Source organism: Rhizobium ruizarguesonis, assembly GCF_012349115.1.
GTDB classification, from domain to species: Bacteria; Pseudomonadota; Alphaproteobacteria; order Rhizobiales; family Rhizobiaceae; genus Rhizobium; species Rhizobium ruizarguesonis.
The window spans coordinates 1-17,033 of record NZ_PQIG01000072.1; the positions used below are offsets into that span (position 1 = coordinate 1).

Consider the following 17,033-nt stretch of genomic DNA (forward strand, 5'->3'; position numbering starts at 1 on the left):
ATCCTCAAGGCCTATGACGGCCGCTTCAAGGACATCTTCGAGGAAGTCTACGAGACCGAATTCAAGGACCAGTTCAAGGACGCCGGCATCACCTACGAACACCGCCTGATCGACGACATGGTCGCCTCTGCGCTCAAGTGGTCGGGCGGCTATGTCTGGGCATGCAAGAATTATGACGGCGATGTCCAGTCCGATACGGTCGCCCAGGGTTTTGGCTCGCTCGGCCTGATGACCTCGGTACTGCTCACGCCCGACGGCAAGACGGTGGAAGCCGAAGCTGCCCACGGCACGGTCACCCGCCACTACCGCCAGCACCAGAAGGGCCAGGAAACCTCGACGAACTCGATCGCCTCGATCTTCGCCTGGACCCGCGGCCTGGCGCACCGCGCCAAGCTCGACGACAATGCCGAGCTCGCCCGCTTCGCCGCGACGCTCGAAAAGGTCTGCGTCGATACCGTCGAATCCGGTTTCATGACCAAGGACCTGGCGCGGCTGATCGGCCCCGACCAACCATGGCTCTCGACCACTGCCTTCCTCGACAAGATCGACCAGAACCTGCAGAAGGCCATGGCGTAAGCCGGCCTTTCCAAGATAACTTCGAAGCGGCGGGGTTTCCCCGCCGTCAGATTGCTGACAAACCCCTGGCCTTGGCTGCGGGTTTATGATTCAGTCGGACATGTTGAAGAAACCCGCGCCGCAGCAGAGGGCTCTCGAGATGGTGACGCTCGACAGCTTGGTTCCGAAGGATCACCTGCTTCGCAAGATCGACGCTGTTATCGACTTTTCGTTCATTCGTGATCGTGTTGCGGGACTTTACTGCCCCGACAACGGCCGCCCTCCGCTCGACCCGACCTTGATGTTCAAGGCGCTGTTCCTCGATCTCTATGGCATCCGCTCGGAGCGGCAGCTGGTGCGCGAGATTGAGGTCAATGTCGCCTATCGCTGGTTTCTGCAGTTGAAGCTGACGGATGGAGTGCTCGACGTCTCGACGCTCAGCCCAGAACCGCCGCAGTTACAAGGATACATCGGTTGCCCAGGACATCTTCGATCACATCGTCGAACAGGCGATCGGCCACGGGCTGGTCGACGGCACCCCATCTGAAGGCCAATGCCAACAAGGGCAAATACGATCTTGCGATGGTCGAGAAGCCGCGCGCCGACTACTGGGCCGATCTGGATGCGGCGATCGAGGCCGAACGCAAGCTGCACGGCCAGAAGCCCTTGAAGGACAAGGAACGCCGGCCGGAGGTGAAGAAGACCAAGGTCTCCCGCAGCGATCCAGACAGCGACTATATGGTGCGCGACGGCAAGCCGAAGGGCTTCTTCTCTCTCGATCATCGCACGGTGCACGGCAAGCTCGCCATCATCACCGATGCTCATGTTACGCCGGCCAATGTCCACGACTCGATCGTCTATCTCTCAAGGCTCGACCGGCAGCAGACCCGTTTCGGCTTCCGCCCCGGAACTGTTCAAGCGTCAACGCTGCTACCTTTGTCACGACATAGTGGAGAAATGTCGAGGGTAAGCGCATTCGCCATCACGTGCTTTTCCTCTCGCGCGCCTCGGCGACCATCTCCTCGAGCCTAACAGCAACACTGTGAGCGCGGCGATAGTAGGCGGATTCTGGAATCCCATACCGGTCCATCGGCGTCTCGAAGTTGAGCGGAGTCTGATAAGGAGTTGCGGCGATCGCCGAGGCGATCGTGTGCCAATCTAATCGTCCGTCAAATGGCAAGAGATGGTTATCCATTGCTCCGAAATTGTCGTGAATGTGAGTAGCGATGAGGCGATCCGCGAAACGCTCAAGCACGCTGAGCTTGCCTGGCTCGATCAGTTCCCAGTGGCCACAATCGAAGCAGACGCCGATGAACTCCTTGCCGTATCGAGCGAACAATCGATCATAGAGGTTGAGGAAATTCTGGGCGTTGGCGCAAAGGAGAGTTTCCGCGGCAATCTGGACGCCCTTTTCGACGCAGTAAGGCCTGATCTCGTCGAGAGACTGGTAAAGGGGGTCGAAGAACGCTCGTTCGGCGGCTTCGCTGCCGAAGACGTTGTCGTTGATATCTATGTGCAGAACAATATTTGGGGACTGGAACGCGGCCGCCAAGTCGACACGGTTACGCAACAGCTCGACTCCGCTGCGGCGCTGCCATTCATGCGGCGACAGGAAGTCCTTGCGCGTCTCCATCGCGAAAGGGCCCGGGTTTTTGTGGCCGATCTCGGTGATAGGATTGCGGCCATTGCTGCCATGAACCGAGTGCACTTTCAGCCCAGCATCGGCCACGATCCTGCTTGTAAACTCAATCTCGGCGTTGGCTAGCCAGTACGAACTGCCGGAGTCGGGATTCCAGTTGATGTGTGTGAAGCCAGCTTCCTTGATGAGGGTCAGCGAGTTGCGAATGCCTTCGTCGTACCAACGCTCCTGGTGCGGCCAATGCCAGACGGTGATGCAGGTATCCAATGGATCAGTCTCCGGTTCTACAATGTTGTGGTTTCTGGACCTTTGCCAAGGCCGATGCGCTCGGCCAACAGAATGATCGCCATTGAAAACACCATGATCAGAGTGACGTAGACGAGGTTGAGCGCGGCCTGCTCAGGATCGACAGACAGCGAGCTGTCTACGATTGCAATCGGCAACGGTTTGTTGTTGACGTTGTATAGAAACGCCGACAAGGGATATTCCGATAGGAGATCGTTGAAGGCCATCCCGGCGACGAGGATTACTGTCGGCGCCACTATCGGCAGAATGATGCGGCGATAGCGATAAAGACCGGTGGCGCCCATCGAGCGGGCCGCCTCGTTATAGGCCGGATCGATTCCTACGAAGGCCGCCCGCAGGAACCTCACCATGAGCGGCAAGGCGACGATGGCGTAGCCAATCGGCAGGAGCCAGTAGCCGCCAAGGAGGACTGCGTTTCCAACGAGCGGGTTTGGCGTGTCGAAGGTGACGATCAGCCCGACTGCGAGCAGAATACTAGGAACTACCCATGGCAGGAAGAAAGTGATGTCCAGAAGGCGCGTCAGCCAACTGCGCCGGCCAAGAATAACCGGGACGGCAAACAGTGTAACGACGAGCGCCGCCGATACCGCGACAAGGCTCATCACTATGGAGTTGAAGAACGGAAGAAAGGCGGTGCCTTCGGTAAAGACGCGGGCATAGTTCTTCAGTGTCAGGCTGGATGGGATCACTTCGATGCCGATGCTCGCGGCCGGGGCGAAGGAGAAGAGTACGACAAGAGCGATCGGCACCGCATAAATAGCCACGAGAAGATAGGCAAAAAAATGTAGCACTGCATTGCCGATCGGGCTGCAAATTTTGCGTAGCTGGATGGGCGCAGTCGCTTTCGCGCCGCCGACATAGGAGCCGCGCGCTTCGTAATATTGAGACAGCAGGATAAGCGCCATGAGACACAGTCCCATCATAAGCGCCAGTAAGGCGGCCATGTCGGGACGGCGCAGGCTGTTCAGAGTCAGCACCATCTGGCTCAGCATGTGCAAATCGCGACCGCCCAGCACCTGAGGGGCGGCGAAAGAGCTGATCGCGGTGTAAAGGGTGAGAAGGGTGACAGCGAGGAGCGTCGGCATGATTGCGGGCAGTACCACACGCCACAGGATCGTATATTCCGAGGCACCCATACTGCGCGCGGCTTCGATGGTTGCGTAGTCGACGCGGCGCATCGCAGCACGCAGAAAAAGATAGTAAAAGTTGGTCATCAGAAAGGTATGCGTGAAGAGCACGCCAAACCAGCCGATGAACCAGTCTTGCGGGAGGCTGGAAACGATCGCCTTCACCAGATGTGTCACCGCACCGCCGGGACCATAGGTGAAGTTATAGCCCGCCGCCGCAACGACACCGCCGAAGACCAGCGGCGTTGCATAGGCGATTTTCAAGAGTGCGCGACCGCGTACGTGAAAATATTCAAGGACGACTACCTGGAAAATCCCGACAATGGTCACCGTGACCATGGTCGCTGACGTCATCCAAACCGTGTTCCAAAGGGCAGCGCGCACTCTTCGTGATCTTGAAAGTTCGCTTAGGGTCTGACCGACCACCAGGCTGCCGTCCCTGAAAAATGCCGCATGAAGTGACGCGACGAGCGGCAGGATCAGGAAGGCGACGACGATCCAGATCAGGGCCGCCAACCCGATCCAATAGACTACGCGCTCGACGGCAGCCGCGCGGTTCATCTGTCCGCTTCCTCGAAGATATGCGCCGAGCCCGGCCGGATCGTCCAGGACACGGTCTCACCGACTTCGGGTAACTCGTGCCCCATCCTGGCGGCCGAAATGAAATATCCGCCGGCATCGAGGTCGATGCGGCTGTGGGCGCCAAGGAATTCCACATGACGGACGGTCGCCGGCAACCCGGCTGGTATCACTTTCCCAACGAGTACATCTTCGTGGCGAACAAAAATCCGCCCCCGAACGTCGCTGCCCAGGATTTGCCCGGCAAGCGGCGTGGGCAGTTCGTTGGCGGTGCCGATAAACTCGCAGATGAACGGCGTCGCAGGCTTCCGGTAAAGAGTACGTCCGTCACCGATCTGTTCAACGCCACCGTTCGCCAGCACGACGATCGTGTCGGACATCGTGAGTGCATCTTCCTGATCATGCGTGACAAAGACTGCCGTGAAGCCAAATTCCTGCTGGAGCCTCTTGATCTCGCGGCGCATCGTCACTCGCACCTTGGCGTCGAGATTGGACAATGGTTCGTCGAACAAAAGCACCTTGGAGCCCGCGACGAGCGCGCGCGCAATCGCGACCCGCTGTTGTTGCCCGCCTGACATGGTCGCTGGCTTCTTGTGCAGCTGCTCCGTAATCCCGGATGTTTCGGCGATCTGGGCGACGCGCTTGTCAATCTCGCTCTGCGAATTCTTCGCCACACGCAAAGCAAAGGCGATGTTTTCGAACGCCGTCATCGTTGGAAACAGTGCATAGTTCTGGAATACCATGCCGATATTGCGGCGTTCCGGAGGCTCGTTGGTGATATCTTTTCCTTCAAGAATAATCCGCCCACTCATGGCCGAATGAAAGCCGGCGAGGGTCCTTAGAACGCTGGATTTGCCACTGCCGGAAGCCCCGAGCAGAGCAACGAACTCGCCTTCGTGAATCTCAAGCGAGAGGTCGCGGATGACTACCTTATCGCCATAGCCAATATGCAGTTTATCGATGATGAGGATCGGGGCCGGCATGATCATACTCCTGTGAAGCCTGGCGATCTGCATCGCCCGGTCCTACATGCTCACCGGATTTCAAGCTCGATCTTTTGCAACCAGCCGTCCAGTTTGGGCGCGACGGCATCCCAGTCGATAGGCTGAGCGTTGACTAGTTCCGCATTCGCCTGCACCTCTGGCGGTGATTTAGCCAGCGCCGCCGGCAGCACCGGAACCTGACCGAACTTTTTGGCGTAGCCGGCCATGACATCGGCAGAGCCGAACCAGTCGACGAATGCCTTTGCCTGCTCCAGCTGATCGGTTCTCGCCATGATCGCCACGCCTTCGGAGATGACGGGCGTGCCACCTTCCGGGTCAATGACCTTGACTTGCATGCCGAGTTCCCTGGCGTCCTTGATGACGCCGCCGAACCAGTTCAGATTGATGACCGCACCGCCCGATTTGAAGGCTTCCTTGCGCGCATCGGCGTCATCGACAACGATCGCGTTCGCATAGAATGCGCCAAGAAAATTCCATCCAGCCTGGGTGACTTCGCCCTTGTCGTCGAGGAACCGCGCCAGGATGCCGGCCAGATAGACCCTTGTCGTCTGCCAGGCAGTGTTGCCGATGACGTATTTGCCCTTGTATTCGCCCTTTATCAGGTCTAGCCAGCTTTTTGGGGCCTCCGCAGCGGCTAGCTTTTCGGGATCATAGGCGATGACGATCGGTGTGCTCCAGAATTTGTAGACAATACCTTCTTTGTCCTTGTATTGCGCAGGGAGGTCCGCCGCCCAGGCTGGTGTGTATGGCTGGAACAGGCCGTTCTTTTTGAGCAGAGCCATAGACGTGTCGACCATACCGAGTACGACATCGGCCTGGGGGTTGTTCTTCTCGGCGACCAGCCGATCAAAAAGTTCTCCTCCGGGTGCGCGCAGAAACTGCACATCGTGACCGGCGGCTTTTGCCTGGTCGATTATCCACTGAACGTTCTCTTCTCCCTGAGGTGAATAAACGACGAGACTCTTTGCCAAGGCCGGAGAGGCGATCGCGACCAGCACGGCCGCGAAGGTCAACAAACGTGTGATCTGGTGCATGGTGTTCTCCCATTTCAATTTCGGCGGTCATTCCGGTTTGGCTTCTTAAAGGAGCTTCATGACAGATTAATTACATTGCGTAATTTAATATATATTGCAATAGCTCTTTGGCGGCTACTGGCGATTTGAGGCACTCTTGGACCTTTCACGGAACGAACGACGACTGGTCGAACTGATTTTCGTAGGCAAGAAGATTGCGCGCGTCGACCTGGCCGAACGGTCCGGCATGACGGGTGCTTCTATCACTCGGCTGATAGGCCGCCTGTTGGACATCGGACTTTTGGTCGAGGTGGCCGAGCGGACTGGCGCCCAAGGCCAGCCCCGGCGCTTGCTGAGCTTGCGGGCTGATCGGTATCTTTCTGCCGGGATAACATTCTCGGTGTCCCGAATGGAGGTAGCAATCGTTGATCTAGCGGGTAGGATTCTTACCTCCCGCTCAGCCGACATCGAAACCAGCACAGCTTTGTCTGTGGCGGAGGCGGCGCAGGCGGCTATCGCAACGATGCTGGCCGACCTTGGCACGCCTAAGGATCGTCTTCTCGGGGTCGGGTGTTCGGTACCCGGCAATTTCGGCACGATGTCGAACATCCTCAGGGCCCACAGCTTCTTCCCGGCTTTCGATGATGGTGAGGCGGACCAAGCTTTTAAAGCGACTTTCGAAGCGCCCTATTACATCGAGAATGATGGAACAGCTGCAGCGCTCGGAGAGTATGTGTTCGGCGGACGCATCCCGCAGCCTGATCCGATGTTCTTCATTCACATCGGACACGGCGTCGGGGGAGGGGCGGTTATCGACGGACGGCCGTACCGCGGTGTCAATGGAAACGCCTGCCTGCCCGGAGTTCTCTACCCGTACGACCAGCCGCGCCCATCCGGCCAAGACCTCTTTGCCACCCTCAACGGCGCCGGCTTCGCCATCCACGACTTCATCGATCTCGAGCGGTTGCCAGATAGCGCCGAAGCGGCGTTAGAAATCTGGGTTGAACGCGCCGGAAAGCAGCTCAGCGAGACGGTACGTGTAGCAACGGCGATGTTCGACCCCGCGCTGATTGTCCTTGGGGGACGGCTGCCAGAACTCGTGACAGACAGGCTAGTACGCGCAATTTCCAGTCAGCCAATCCTTGGCCCGTCGCGCGGCTTGGAGGCTGCCGCAGTCGAGGCCTCTCGACTTGGCCCTCGCGCCGGCGCGATCGGGGCGGCCTGCATTCCGTTCTTTGCCTCTCTCTTTTCCGCCGCCGTCGCAGACGATGGCAGTCCTTACCTTAACGGTCGCAAGCCCAAATCCCGACCTTAGAAAATTTGATTGCGCGCCTGAGTCTCTTTAAGAGGTCAAACGGGGCAGGCCCAGGCGCGAACCGCACCTTGCAGGTCCGCAAGCCCTTCCTTGCAGATCGGTGCCGCTACAAAGCCTCAAATGACCAGCTTGAGGTGACTGGATAAAACTAGACCCGCAGCGCCGCGCAGAGCCGTATGGCCTTCGCCGATACCATTCACCGTGATCGATATCTCCTGACCAGGTCTCTTCACCACCAGTTGCTCGACATGCTGCCTGATCAGCTCTGCTGCCTTCATTCCGCCTCCGGCGACGTCTCCATGAAGGACGTAGGAGTTGAGGGAGAGTGTTTGCTGCAGATTGACGATGCCGAAAGCTACGTTCCGCGTATAACGGTCGAGAAGCTCCTCTGCCGCCTTCGAGCCTTCGTCTGCTTCCTTGACAAGCCTGGCACAGGTGACGCTCTTGGGATGCGGAAAGCTCAATCGGGCGGCTTCCTTTCGTAACCAAGGAAGGGCAGCGACGGTCTCCCAGCAGCCGTGCTTTCCGCAATTGCAAAGGGCACCATCGATCTGCACCACGCTGTGACCGAGCTCACCGCCGGATCCGGCGAGTCCACGATAGACCTTGCCGTCGATGAAGAAGGCGCCGCCGAGAACCTCGCCAGTATAGACTGCTGCGAAATTTTGTTGGCCGCGACCGGGTCCGAACCATCTGTCCCCAACAAGCAAGGCACGGGGGTGGTGATCGATGACAACCGGAAGAGAGAAGCGTTCTTGTAGTATTGCTACGAGGGGAAGTCCCGTTAGAACGGGAGCAAGGTTGACGGTAAGAATGGTTCCATTGTCACTGTCGATCATTCCAGCAGAGGCCACGCCAATGCCGAAAGGCGCCTGCTGGGCCTGAGACAGTGTGGCGGTAAGCGTCTCCGTCATGACCGCGATGAATGCTTCTGTGTCGCCATGCGTATCAAACTCAGCTTTCGTAACGGCCTTGATCTCACCGGTTAGCGCCACGAGGCATGTTTGTATCGTACCGGGCAGAAGGAGGACTGCGCCAAGCATCGGTGCATCGGGGTTAAAATAAAGCGGACGAGCCGGCTTGCCGCCTTTGACGTCGGAAGGTGACGCATCTCCCTCAACAAGAAGCTGGTCTTCGATCATCGGCTGCACAATACCGGTTATCGTGGTCCGGTTGACACCTGCAAGTCGAGCGAGATCTGCCCGGCTTTTGGGTCCGTTATCATATAAGGCCTGAAGGACGCGACCGCGGTTTATCGCGCCAAGTGCCGATTGGGAGACAAGTGTCACGTTGCCGCCGTTCTCGCCGGCGGCGACTTCTCTGCTGGCAGGGGTCCGCTGGCCCAACGAATAGGACGGCTGGCTCTCAAACTTCAATTCTCTTCTCCAATCTACCGGACCCTTTTAGCCCGTACATTATCGAACGGCCATACAGCATAAGGCCCTTTCCGGTGATGCAAGCAGGACGTCTATGACAACCGCGGTACTGCGCGGAAATTTTCGCCGCGACAACTTCTTGACACTAACATAAGTTTGTGCGAGGTACAAACTAACTGCTTACAAAAAGCACATTAGGGGTAACAATCTCAGTATCGACAAGCGGAAGCCCAAGGCTGCGCTGAAGGGCCGGGGTTGGGATACGAAGCAACTGAGGAGGCTGTTTATGACAATCGATATCGGAAATATGTCGCGACGTGACCTGCTGAAAAGCGCTTCCGTCGCAGCTCTTGTGGCTGGCGCGGGATCATTGGCCATTCCACGGAGGGGTGCCGCGCAGGATGCGAACACGGTGCGCGTCCTGTCCGTTGAAGACCCATTCTTTTTCTCAATGAAGGCGCTGGTGCCAGAATACGAGAGGGAAACCGGCATCAAGGTGGAACTGGAAAGCCTCTCGTATGACGCCCTGCAATCGCGCCTCGTCTCTGCCTTTGTCGCCAAAACCTCAGACGCCGACGTCATCGTTGTGGATCAGATGTGGCTCGGGCAGTACCTCGACAATGGCTGGATCATCGCGCTGAATGATTTTATTGCCAAGGACAACGAATTCGATCTCTCAGACTTCATCCCGGAGGTCCTCTACTCCTCGAATATGTGGCGCGGCCAGGTCGGCACATTGCCGGTCGCCGCCTATGCCCAGGGGGTTATGTACCGCAAGGACGTCTTTGACGAACTCGGCATTGCAGCACCGCCGACCGAGACATCGGAAGGCTGGACCTGGACGAAATACGTTGACACCCTGAAGTCGATGGAAGGCAAATCATTTGGCGGCAAGCCGCTCTTCCCAACCGTCGTTTGCGGTTCCCAGCCGTCGCCGATCGTCCACATGTTTACGCAGGTCTCAGCAAGCCACGGGGCGAACTGGTTCAAATCGTTCCCGGCCGCTCCGTGGGATTTCTCCCCGCAACTGACAAGCCCCGCCTGGATCAAGTCTGTCGAAGTCTACAGGCAGCTCTACAAGTTGTCTCCGCCTGAAGCCATCAATTATGTCTGGTTCGACGCCGGCACCCGTTTCGCCAAGGGCGACATCGGCATGTTCTACTGGTGGACCCCGTACTTCTATCTGATCAAGAATTCCGGCTACATGACCGGCAAGAAGTCGGACGTCATGGAGAAGTATGCAACCGCAGCCTTACCGAAAGCTGAGGGCGTGCCTCAGACGGTCAGCCTCGGCGGCTGGAGCCTTGGCATCCCGTCCAGTTCCGAAAGGCAAGAGGCAGGCTACGCCTTCATCAAATGGGCGACCTCGAAGGCCACGCAGAAGAAAATGGCTCTTTGGCCGGACCTCAACTACCAGTTCTCCGACTTTGCGCGCGTTTCGCTCTATCAAGACGAGGAAGTCAAGGCGATCTATCCCTACCTCGATGTGCAGTATGCGATGATGAAGCAGGGCAACGGCAAGGTCACACGCCCACCTGTACCTGGTTACACGGCTGTCGAAAGCGTGTTGGGTCTCACATTGAACCAGCTTCTGACCGGCAACGAGGAGCCGAAGACCGGCCTCGAGCGCGCCAACAGCCTGTTCGAGAGCATCCTGAAGGGCAATCTCATGATCCCTTATCAAAAGGACAGCTACGCGGATTCTCTTGATGGGGCCAAAGCCCTGATCGCCAAGAAGTAACAGGGTTCTCCTCGGGCCGGCGCGACAGCGATCGCGCCGGCATCCACTTGAAGAAGAACTGGATCTGGCAATGCACACGACAACTGTTCGCTCTCCGCGAGCCTTCGGGCCTGCCCGGAAGAGCTTTATCCGACGAAACCTGCCCTACTTTCTGATCGCGCCTTCGGTCGTGATGCTGCTCGCGCTCATCGCCTATCCTTTGCTGTTTGCCCTCAGATCGAGCTTCTACTTCTGGAACCTGCAAATCGGCCCGGAACCGCTCCAGTTCGTTGGGTTCGAAAATTATGTGCAGGCCTTCAACGCATTCGACTTTCGCGCCGCGCTCACCAACACCCTGATCCTGTCGATCCTTGGCACGGCACTTGAGTTCACATTCGGCCTGGCGATCGCGCTCATTCTGCTCAAGGCCTTGCCTGGCATGAACATCGTGCGGGCCCTGCTGATCCTGCCCACAACGATCGCACCCATCGTCGTCGGCTTTTTGTTCCGCTACCTCTATGATCCCGGCGGTGGACTGTTGAGTTGGCTGTTGCAGTCGCTCTGGCTCCCCGTTCCAGCAGAGGGAATTCTTGGCTCGCCATCGACTGCACTCGCGGCCATCCTCTTCGTCGACATCTGGCAGTGGACGCCGTTCTTTGCAATCGTTCTCTATGCGAGCCTTTTGGCCGTGCCCGACGAGATTTTGGAGGCCGCACGCCTGGATCGCGCGTCTGCATGGACGATCCTGATGCGGATCAAGCTGCCGCTGATCAAACGCACCGCAATCATTATCGTCATGCTGCGCTTCATGCAGATCTTCAACACCTTCGACACGGTGCTTGTGCTCACCCGCGGCGGACCGGGCACGTCGACGCGCACCCTTGGATACTCTCTCTACGAACAGGGCCTTGTGAACTTCAACATCGGTCTGGTCAGCGCCATGACCTGGATCACCGTATTGATCGTCAACGTCATCGTTGCCCTCTACGTCTTCTTCGCGTTCCGAAACGAGGAGTGGTAAAATGTCCCGGCGCCACACGAGCTTCAACACGGCACTCACCTACGCCGCCGGCCTCCTCTTCCTGGCAATCTTCGTCGGTCCGATCCTCTGGTTCATCGCCCTTGCGATCCGGCCGGCCGAGACCGCGTTCACCATGCCGCCGCAACTCACATTCGAGCCCAATCTCGACGCATTCCGGCACATCCTCGTCGATCCGGGCACCAATGCGCGGCAACTGGTCAACAGCCTCATCGTCGCGATTGGTGCTGTGCTACTCAATCTGCCCTTTTCGGTTCCTGCGGCCTATGCGTTGTCCCGTTTCAAGCTCCGCGGCAAGAAGAACATCATGTTGTGGTATCTCGGGCTGTTGATGGCCCCGCCGGTCGCATTCCTGATCCCTTATTTCATCCTCATCACGCGCATCGGTCTGCAGGGTTCCTATTTCTCCATGATCCTGGTCCTGCAGACGCTGACGATCCCGTTTTCCGTCTGGTTGATGAAGAGTTTCATCGATGAAGTGCCGGTGGAACTGGAGGAGGCTGCCCGGGTCGACGGCGCCCGCTGGTACACGATCATGTTGCGGATCACGCTGCCCATCGTACGTCCCGGCATCATTGTCACGTCGATGTTCGCCTTCGTGTTCGCATGGAACAATGCCGCTTTTCCGCTGGTGCTGAGCTCACGCTCGACCGCCACTCTTCCGATCGGAACACTTGGATATTTCGCAACGAGCGGAGTGACCTGGAACTACATCGCCGCCGCAGCAGTGCTCGCGATGATACCTCCGATGATCATCTTCCTTGTTTTCGATCGATACGTCGTACGAGGCCTCACCTTTGGTTCGGTGAAGGGCTGAGCTTTCCCTTTATGAATGGAGTAATGAAATGAGCAGACTGCGAATGGGCGTCATTGGCGCCGGTCTTTGGGGCGGCAATCACGCCCACACCTTTAATGTCTTGCCGGAGACCGAGCTGGTCGGCGTCTGCGACCTCGATGAGGGCAGGGCGCTGAAGATGAAGGAAACCTACGGCGCAACGCGGGCCTTCACCGATTATCAGAAGCTGATCTCCAGCGATCAGATCGATGCGATCTCGGTTGCGACACCCGACTTTACCCACACGCCGATAATCCTCGCCGCTCTGAAAGCTGACAAACACGTGTTGAGCGAAAAGCCGCTTGCGACGACGGTGAGTGAAGCCGAGGAAATTGCGGCGGCTGCCGCAAAATCCAAGGGCAAGCTGATGATTGATTTCCACAACCGTGTAAATCCCATCCTCGCCCAGGTTCGCGACATGATCCAGGACGGTCAGATCGGCTTGGCCAAACACGGGACCGCGCGTCTTTCGAATACGACATTCGTTCCGTTCGAAATGCTGAGCTGGGCTGCAAAGTCTTCGGCACTCTGGTTCCTGGGCAGCCACCTCGTTGATGTCCTGCGTTTCATTCTCGCAGACGAGGTCGTGCGTGTTTATTCCGTCGCCCGCTCTGGGACACTGTCTGCCGGCGGCGTGGATACGAAAGACTTCCATGCGTCGATCCTTGAATTTTCCAAGGGCACGGTCGTGACCATGGAGAACAGCTGGATCCTGTCGCGCGACAATCCCTCGCTCGTCGATTTCAAGGTCGAGTTCGTTGGTGAAAAGGGCCAGATCCAGGCAGACCCGACCCATAGCGGCGGCCTGCGCCGTATCGTCGACGGCGGACTGAAATACAATGACTATATCGGCATAACGCCCACCGGCGCGACGCGTATCGGCGGCTTTGTCCTGGAGTCCATTGCTCGCTTTGTCGATAGCGTCGTGCGTGACGCTCCGCTGCTGGCAGATGCGCAGGACGGCCTGGCAAACACCAAGATCCTGGCCGCCATCGAGGAATCCGTTGCGACCGGCAAGGCTGTGAACATCGGATAAAGCCGGAACCAAAGGCGCGGGGCATGTCCGCATAACGGTGCGGCTTGCCTCGCTTGAAAATACGGGGAGTACATAAAAATGGCGTCCATGACCTTTGATGGGATAGGCAAGACCTTTCCGGACGGAACCGTTGCTGTTGCGAATGTAAGTTTTTCGGTCGCGGACGGAGAATTCGTCGTTTTGGTCGGCCCGTCGGGTTGTGGCAAGTCAACTTTATTGCGGATGGCTGCGGGTCTTGAAACGCTCAACAGCGGTCGGCTGCTCATGGATGACGCCGATGTCACCGAGACCGAGCCACAGGACCGGGATATTGCGATGGTTTTTCAGAACTACGCGCTTTACCCTCATATGACTGTTTACGACAACATGGCTTTTGGCTTGCAGCAGCGCAAAATGCCCAAGGACAAGATTGACAAGCTGGTGCGCGATGCAGCCGAAATGCTTGATCTCGCGCGCTATCTCGAGCGCAAACCGGGGGCATTGTCTGGTGGTCAACGCCAACGCGTGGCGATGGGTCGAGCGATCGTTCGCCATCCCATGGCCTTCTTGATGGACGAACCTCTTTCCAACCTGGATGCCAAGCTCCGCGTGCAGATGCGCGGTGAACTGAAGCTGCTTAATCAGCGGCTCGGCGTCACAACCCTTTATGTGACCCACGATCAGGTCGAGGCTATGACCATGGGCGATCGCGTGGCTGTGCTGAAGCCGGTGTTTAACGGACAGGAGAGTAATCTTCAGCAGATCGACACGCCGCAGAAGCTTTACGACAAGCCGTCCAATCTGTTCGTCGCGGGGTTCATCGGTTCGCCCGCCATGAATTTCGTACGCATCGAGCTGACAGCGGAAGCCGGGACGCTGAAAGCTGCGATTACCGGGACGAATATATCCTTCTCCATCCCCGCCCAGCCAGCATTGTCGGTCTTTGCCGGGCGACAAGTCATTGTTGGAATTCGCCCGGAGATGTTCAAGGTTTGTCCCGAGGCCGAGGCGTTGTTCAATGAGCAGATCCCGGTTGCCGAAGCGCTTGGAGCCGACACTTTCGTGTTTTTCGACATCGCCTCACCGCCGGTCAATATCAACAATGCTGAGGATACCGAAGACTTTCCCAATAAGGGTAAGAACCGGCTTGTGGCGCGTATACCACCGGCGCTGACACCTCGACCCAATCAGGTGCTGCCATTGACAGTCGACCTGGAGAAATTGCACTGGTTCGACCCAGTAACGGGGGCTGCGATCCGCGACTGACAGAACGTGCACGAAATATCGCCAGCTGTGGTTTCAACTCTTTTCTCCTGCCCTCCCAGGCAACTTGGCTGTCGTCGATTACGAGGTCGGCGGCAGCCATTTTTTTAAAACTCGAGACATCAAACCATCAGAATCTGAACATCCATCCGCCGTAAGTGACACCGAGCTTAGAGGAGTGGCCCGTGAAACACATTTCCATTGTCGGTAAGTTCTTTATCATCATGGCCGTCTTTGGCGTCATGGCACTCGGTCTGACGTTCTATCAGAGCCGGCAAATGTTGAAAGTTAACGACAGCTATCAGGAGCTTCTCGACAAAGATGCATCTGCAGCACTTCGCTTGACCCAGTCGAACCGAAGTCTGGAAATAGCGCGTGCCAGCATCAGCGACATGGTGATGACGCGGTCGAAAGAGGCGAGGGCGCGCGCAGAATTTGGCTTGAATGACGCACGAGAAAACTTCGTCAGGTTCATGGATCTGGCGATCGCTGCCGTTCCTGAGCAGAGCGAACTGCCGAAATTGAAGGCGGATGGATTCTCCGTCCTGACCGATACGTGTGGTGCAGCCATCGCAGTTGGTCGCGGCGCAACTAGTGAAGCCGAGCTTGCCATGGTGCAGCAACTCTATCTCACTCTTTGCCAACCCGCCTTTGCTGCCATCTCACCGAGATTCACATCCGTCACGGAAAAACTCGCTTCGGACGCAGAGCAAAAGCGTGCTGACGTTTCAAGCGTTGTCCGCGACACGTCCGTGCTGAGTTTGGGAACAGCTATTGCGGCACTCTTCGCTGTCTCGTGTTTCGGCTTTCTCGCAATTCGCGCCTGGTTGGTCAAACCGATCAAGCAGATGGTTACGACGATGAAGGTCATAGCCGACGGCGATCTCACTTCGACTGTCGAGGGAACGATTCGCCGCGACGAGATCGGATCGATGGCCCGGGCAGTACAGATCTTCAAGGACAACGAATTAAGGGCGCGCGATCTCGGAAAGGATGCAGAGACAAGTCGTGGCGCAAATGAGATTGAACGTGCGCGTCTCGCCGAGACCGAGCGTCAGCGAGCGCGGGATATGGCGGAGGCAACGTCCGGGCTTGCAGAGGGCCTAAGGCATCTCGCCGACGGGAACCTCGTGTTCAGCCTCGACGACAAGTTCGCCGAGGACTTCGAACCGTTGCGGGCGAACTTCAATGCTGCTGTTGCCCAACTCGCTGAGAGCTTGAGAGCTGTGTCGAACGCAACTGAATCGATAGATGATGGCGCTCAGGAAATCAGTTTGAGCGCGCAGGACCTGTCACGCCGCACAGAGCATCAGGCTGCTTCACTGGAGCAAACCGCCGCCGCGCTGGATCAAATTACCCAGAACGTCGCCAGTTCCTCAAAGCGCACAGCGGAGGCGCGACATGTTGCGATCGAGGCAAACAAGTCGGCGCGCCACTCCGGGGAAGTGGTCTCCAGCGCTGTCGCGGCAATGCAACGCATCGAACGGTCATCCTCGCGGATCTCCAGTATTGTCGGGGTCATCGACGAAATCGCGTTTCAGACCAATCTTCTGGCGCTCAACGCAGGCGTCGAGGCGGCACGATCCGGCGAGGCAGGAAAAGGTTTCGCAGTGGTTGCCCAGGAGGTGCGGGAGCTTGCTCAACGCTCTGCGCATGCAGCAAAAGAGATCAAGGATCTTATCCTCAATTCGGTTGATGAGGTCAGCAGTGGCGTCAAGCTGGTCCGCGATACCGGCGAGGCGCTCAAGATCATCGTGGACCAGATAGTCCTGATCAACACTCAGCTTGATGCCGTCACCGCCGCTTCCAACGAGCAGTCCGCAACCCTTTTTGAGGTCAACCGGACAGTCAATCAAATGGATCAGGTTACGCAGCAAAATGCAGCCATGTCCGAGGAATCCACGGCTGCAAGTACGGCACTTGCCATCGAGGTAAAACAGTTGCGCGGGATTGTGGCGGAGTTTCAGATTGACGCGGGCGACAAGCTGCATGGCAGCGTCATTCTCTTCGATAGAGAGCCACCCGCCGCGATGACGCTGACACAGGCCGACAAAGACCCTTTTGACGCTCCCCGTAAAGTCGGTTCATCCGTCAAAGGTGGATAGCAAAATAGCCTTCACTGATAAAATCGGCGAGTGCGGCTTGTAATAAAAGCGATGGGTAATGTCCGGTATTACAGGCGACCCGCCTTGAACCCTTCCTTTATTTGTATGCTAATGGCCAAGGCAGACCGTCAGTTGCCCTAGA

General features: G+C 57.5%; 13 protein-coding genes and 1 pseudogene. 9 read left to right on the plus strand and 5 right to left on the minus strand.

The genetic code is table 11. The features are described 5' to 3' along the window. Together C3Y91_RS13140 and C3Y91_RS13145 are read left to right on the plus strand one after the other, a co-directional pair. Window positions 1–576: NADP-dependent isocitrate dehydrogenase (locus tag C3Y91_RS13140; protein WP_168575413.1), on the plus strand; the 576-nt coding region annotated here is incomplete at its 5' end. Between the two features lie 100 nt (window positions 577–676). Then, window positions 677–1,458, plus strand: a pseudogene (locus tag C3Y91_RS13145) (transposase); the annotation flags it as partial. Window positions 1,459–1,537: 79 nt separating this feature from the next. Here C3Y91_RS13145 and C3Y91_RS13150 read toward each other — a convergent pair. From C3Y91_RS13150 to C3Y91_RS13165, 4 genes are read right to left on the minus strand one after another with little or no spacing between them, the layout of a single operon-like run. After that, complete coding sequence (locus tag C3Y91_RS13150; RefSeq protein WP_168575414.1) at window positions 1,538–2,461, minus strand: sugar phosphate isomerase/epimerase family protein; 924 nt, start codon at window positions 2,459–2,461, stop codon at window positions 1,538–1,540. Between the two features lie 17 nt (window positions 2,462–2,478). Further along, window positions 2,479–4,188, minus strand: a complete 1,710-nt coding sequence (locus tag C3Y91_RS13155; protein WP_168575415.1) for an ABC transporter permease — start codon at window positions 4,186–4,188, stop codon at window positions 2,479–2,481. Further along, a complete protein-coding gene (locus C3Y91_RS13160; protein ID WP_026242362.1) occupies window positions 4,185–5,189 on the minus strand; it encodes an ABC transporter ATP-binding protein in 1,005 nt (334 codons plus the stop codon). Before C3Y91_RS13160 ends, C3Y91_RS13155 begins: the two co-directional genes overlap by 4 nt. Window positions 5,190–5,239: 50 nt before the next feature. Next, a complete protein-coding gene (locus C3Y91_RS13165; RefSeq protein WP_168575416.1) occupies window positions 5,240–6,244 on the minus strand; it encodes an extracellular solute-binding protein in 1,005 nt (334 codons plus the stop codon). Window positions 6,245–6,380: 136 nt separating this feature from the next. Here C3Y91_RS13165 and C3Y91_RS13170 point away from each other — a divergent pair, with 136 nt between their 5' ends. Continuing rightward, window positions 6,381–7,538, plus strand: a complete 1,158-nt coding sequence (locus C3Y91_RS13170) for an ROK family protein (RefSeq protein ID WP_168575417.1) — start codon at window positions 6,381–6,383, stop codon at window positions 7,536–7,538. Between the two features lie 116 nt (window positions 7,539–7,654). Here the strand turns inward: C3Y91_RS13170 and C3Y91_RS13175 are convergent, their stop codons facing one another. Beyond that, window positions 7,655–8,914, minus strand: a complete 1,260-nt coding sequence (locus C3Y91_RS13175; protein WP_168575418.1) for an ROK family transcriptional regulator — start codon at window positions 8,912–8,914, stop codon at window positions 7,655–7,657. A 286-nt stretch (window positions 8,915–9,200) separates the two neighbouring features. Between C3Y91_RS13175 and C3Y91_RS13180 the strand changes: the two genes are divergently transcribed. From C3Y91_RS13180 to C3Y91_RS13205, 6 genes are all read left to right on the plus strand, one after another. Then, window positions 9,201–10,655 carry an ABC transporter substrate-binding protein gene (locus C3Y91_RS13180; RefSeq protein ID WP_168575419.1) on the plus strand — a complete coding sequence of 485 codons (1,455 nt, stop codon included), beginning with the start codon at window positions 9,201–9,203 and terminating at the stop codon, window positions 10,653–10,655. A 70-nt stretch (window positions 10,656–10,725) separates the two neighbouring features. Then, the gene (locus C3Y91_RS13185; protein WP_018517039.1) at window positions 10,726–11,655 is read left to right on the plus strand and encodes a carbohydrate ABC transporter permease; all 930 of its coding nucleotides are present in this window, start codon (window positions 10,726–10,728) and stop codon (window positions 11,653–11,655) included. 1 nt (window position 11,656) lies between these two features. Beyond that, the gene (locus C3Y91_RS13190) at window positions 11,657–12,490 is read left to right on the plus strand and encodes a carbohydrate ABC transporter permease (RefSeq protein ID WP_018517040.1); all 834 of its coding nucleotides are present in this window, start codon (window positions 11,657–11,659) and stop codon (window positions 12,488–12,490) included. Between the two features lie 28 nt (window positions 12,491–12,518). Next, window positions 12,519–13,544 carry a Gfo/Idh/MocA family protein gene (locus C3Y91_RS13195; RefSeq protein WP_028756217.1) on the plus strand — a complete coding sequence of 342 codons (1,026 nt, stop codon included), beginning with the start codon at window positions 12,519–12,521 and terminating at the stop codon, window positions 13,542–13,544. Window positions 13,545–13,622: 78 nt separating this feature from the next. Beyond that, on the plus strand, window positions 13,623–14,789 hold the full coding sequence (locus tag C3Y91_RS13200; RefSeq protein WP_168575420.1) for an ABC transporter ATP-binding protein: 1,167 nt from the start codon (window positions 13,623–13,625) through the stop codon (window positions 14,787–14,789). Window positions 14,790–14,971: 182 nt separating this feature from the next. Then, window positions 14,972–16,891 (plus strand): methyl-accepting chemotaxis protein, encoded by a 1,920-nt coding sequence (locus C3Y91_RS13205; RefSeq protein WP_050566336.1) that lies wholly within the window; start codon window positions 14,972–14,974, stop codon window positions 16,889–16,891. Window positions 16,892–17,033 lie beyond the last annotated feature (142 nt).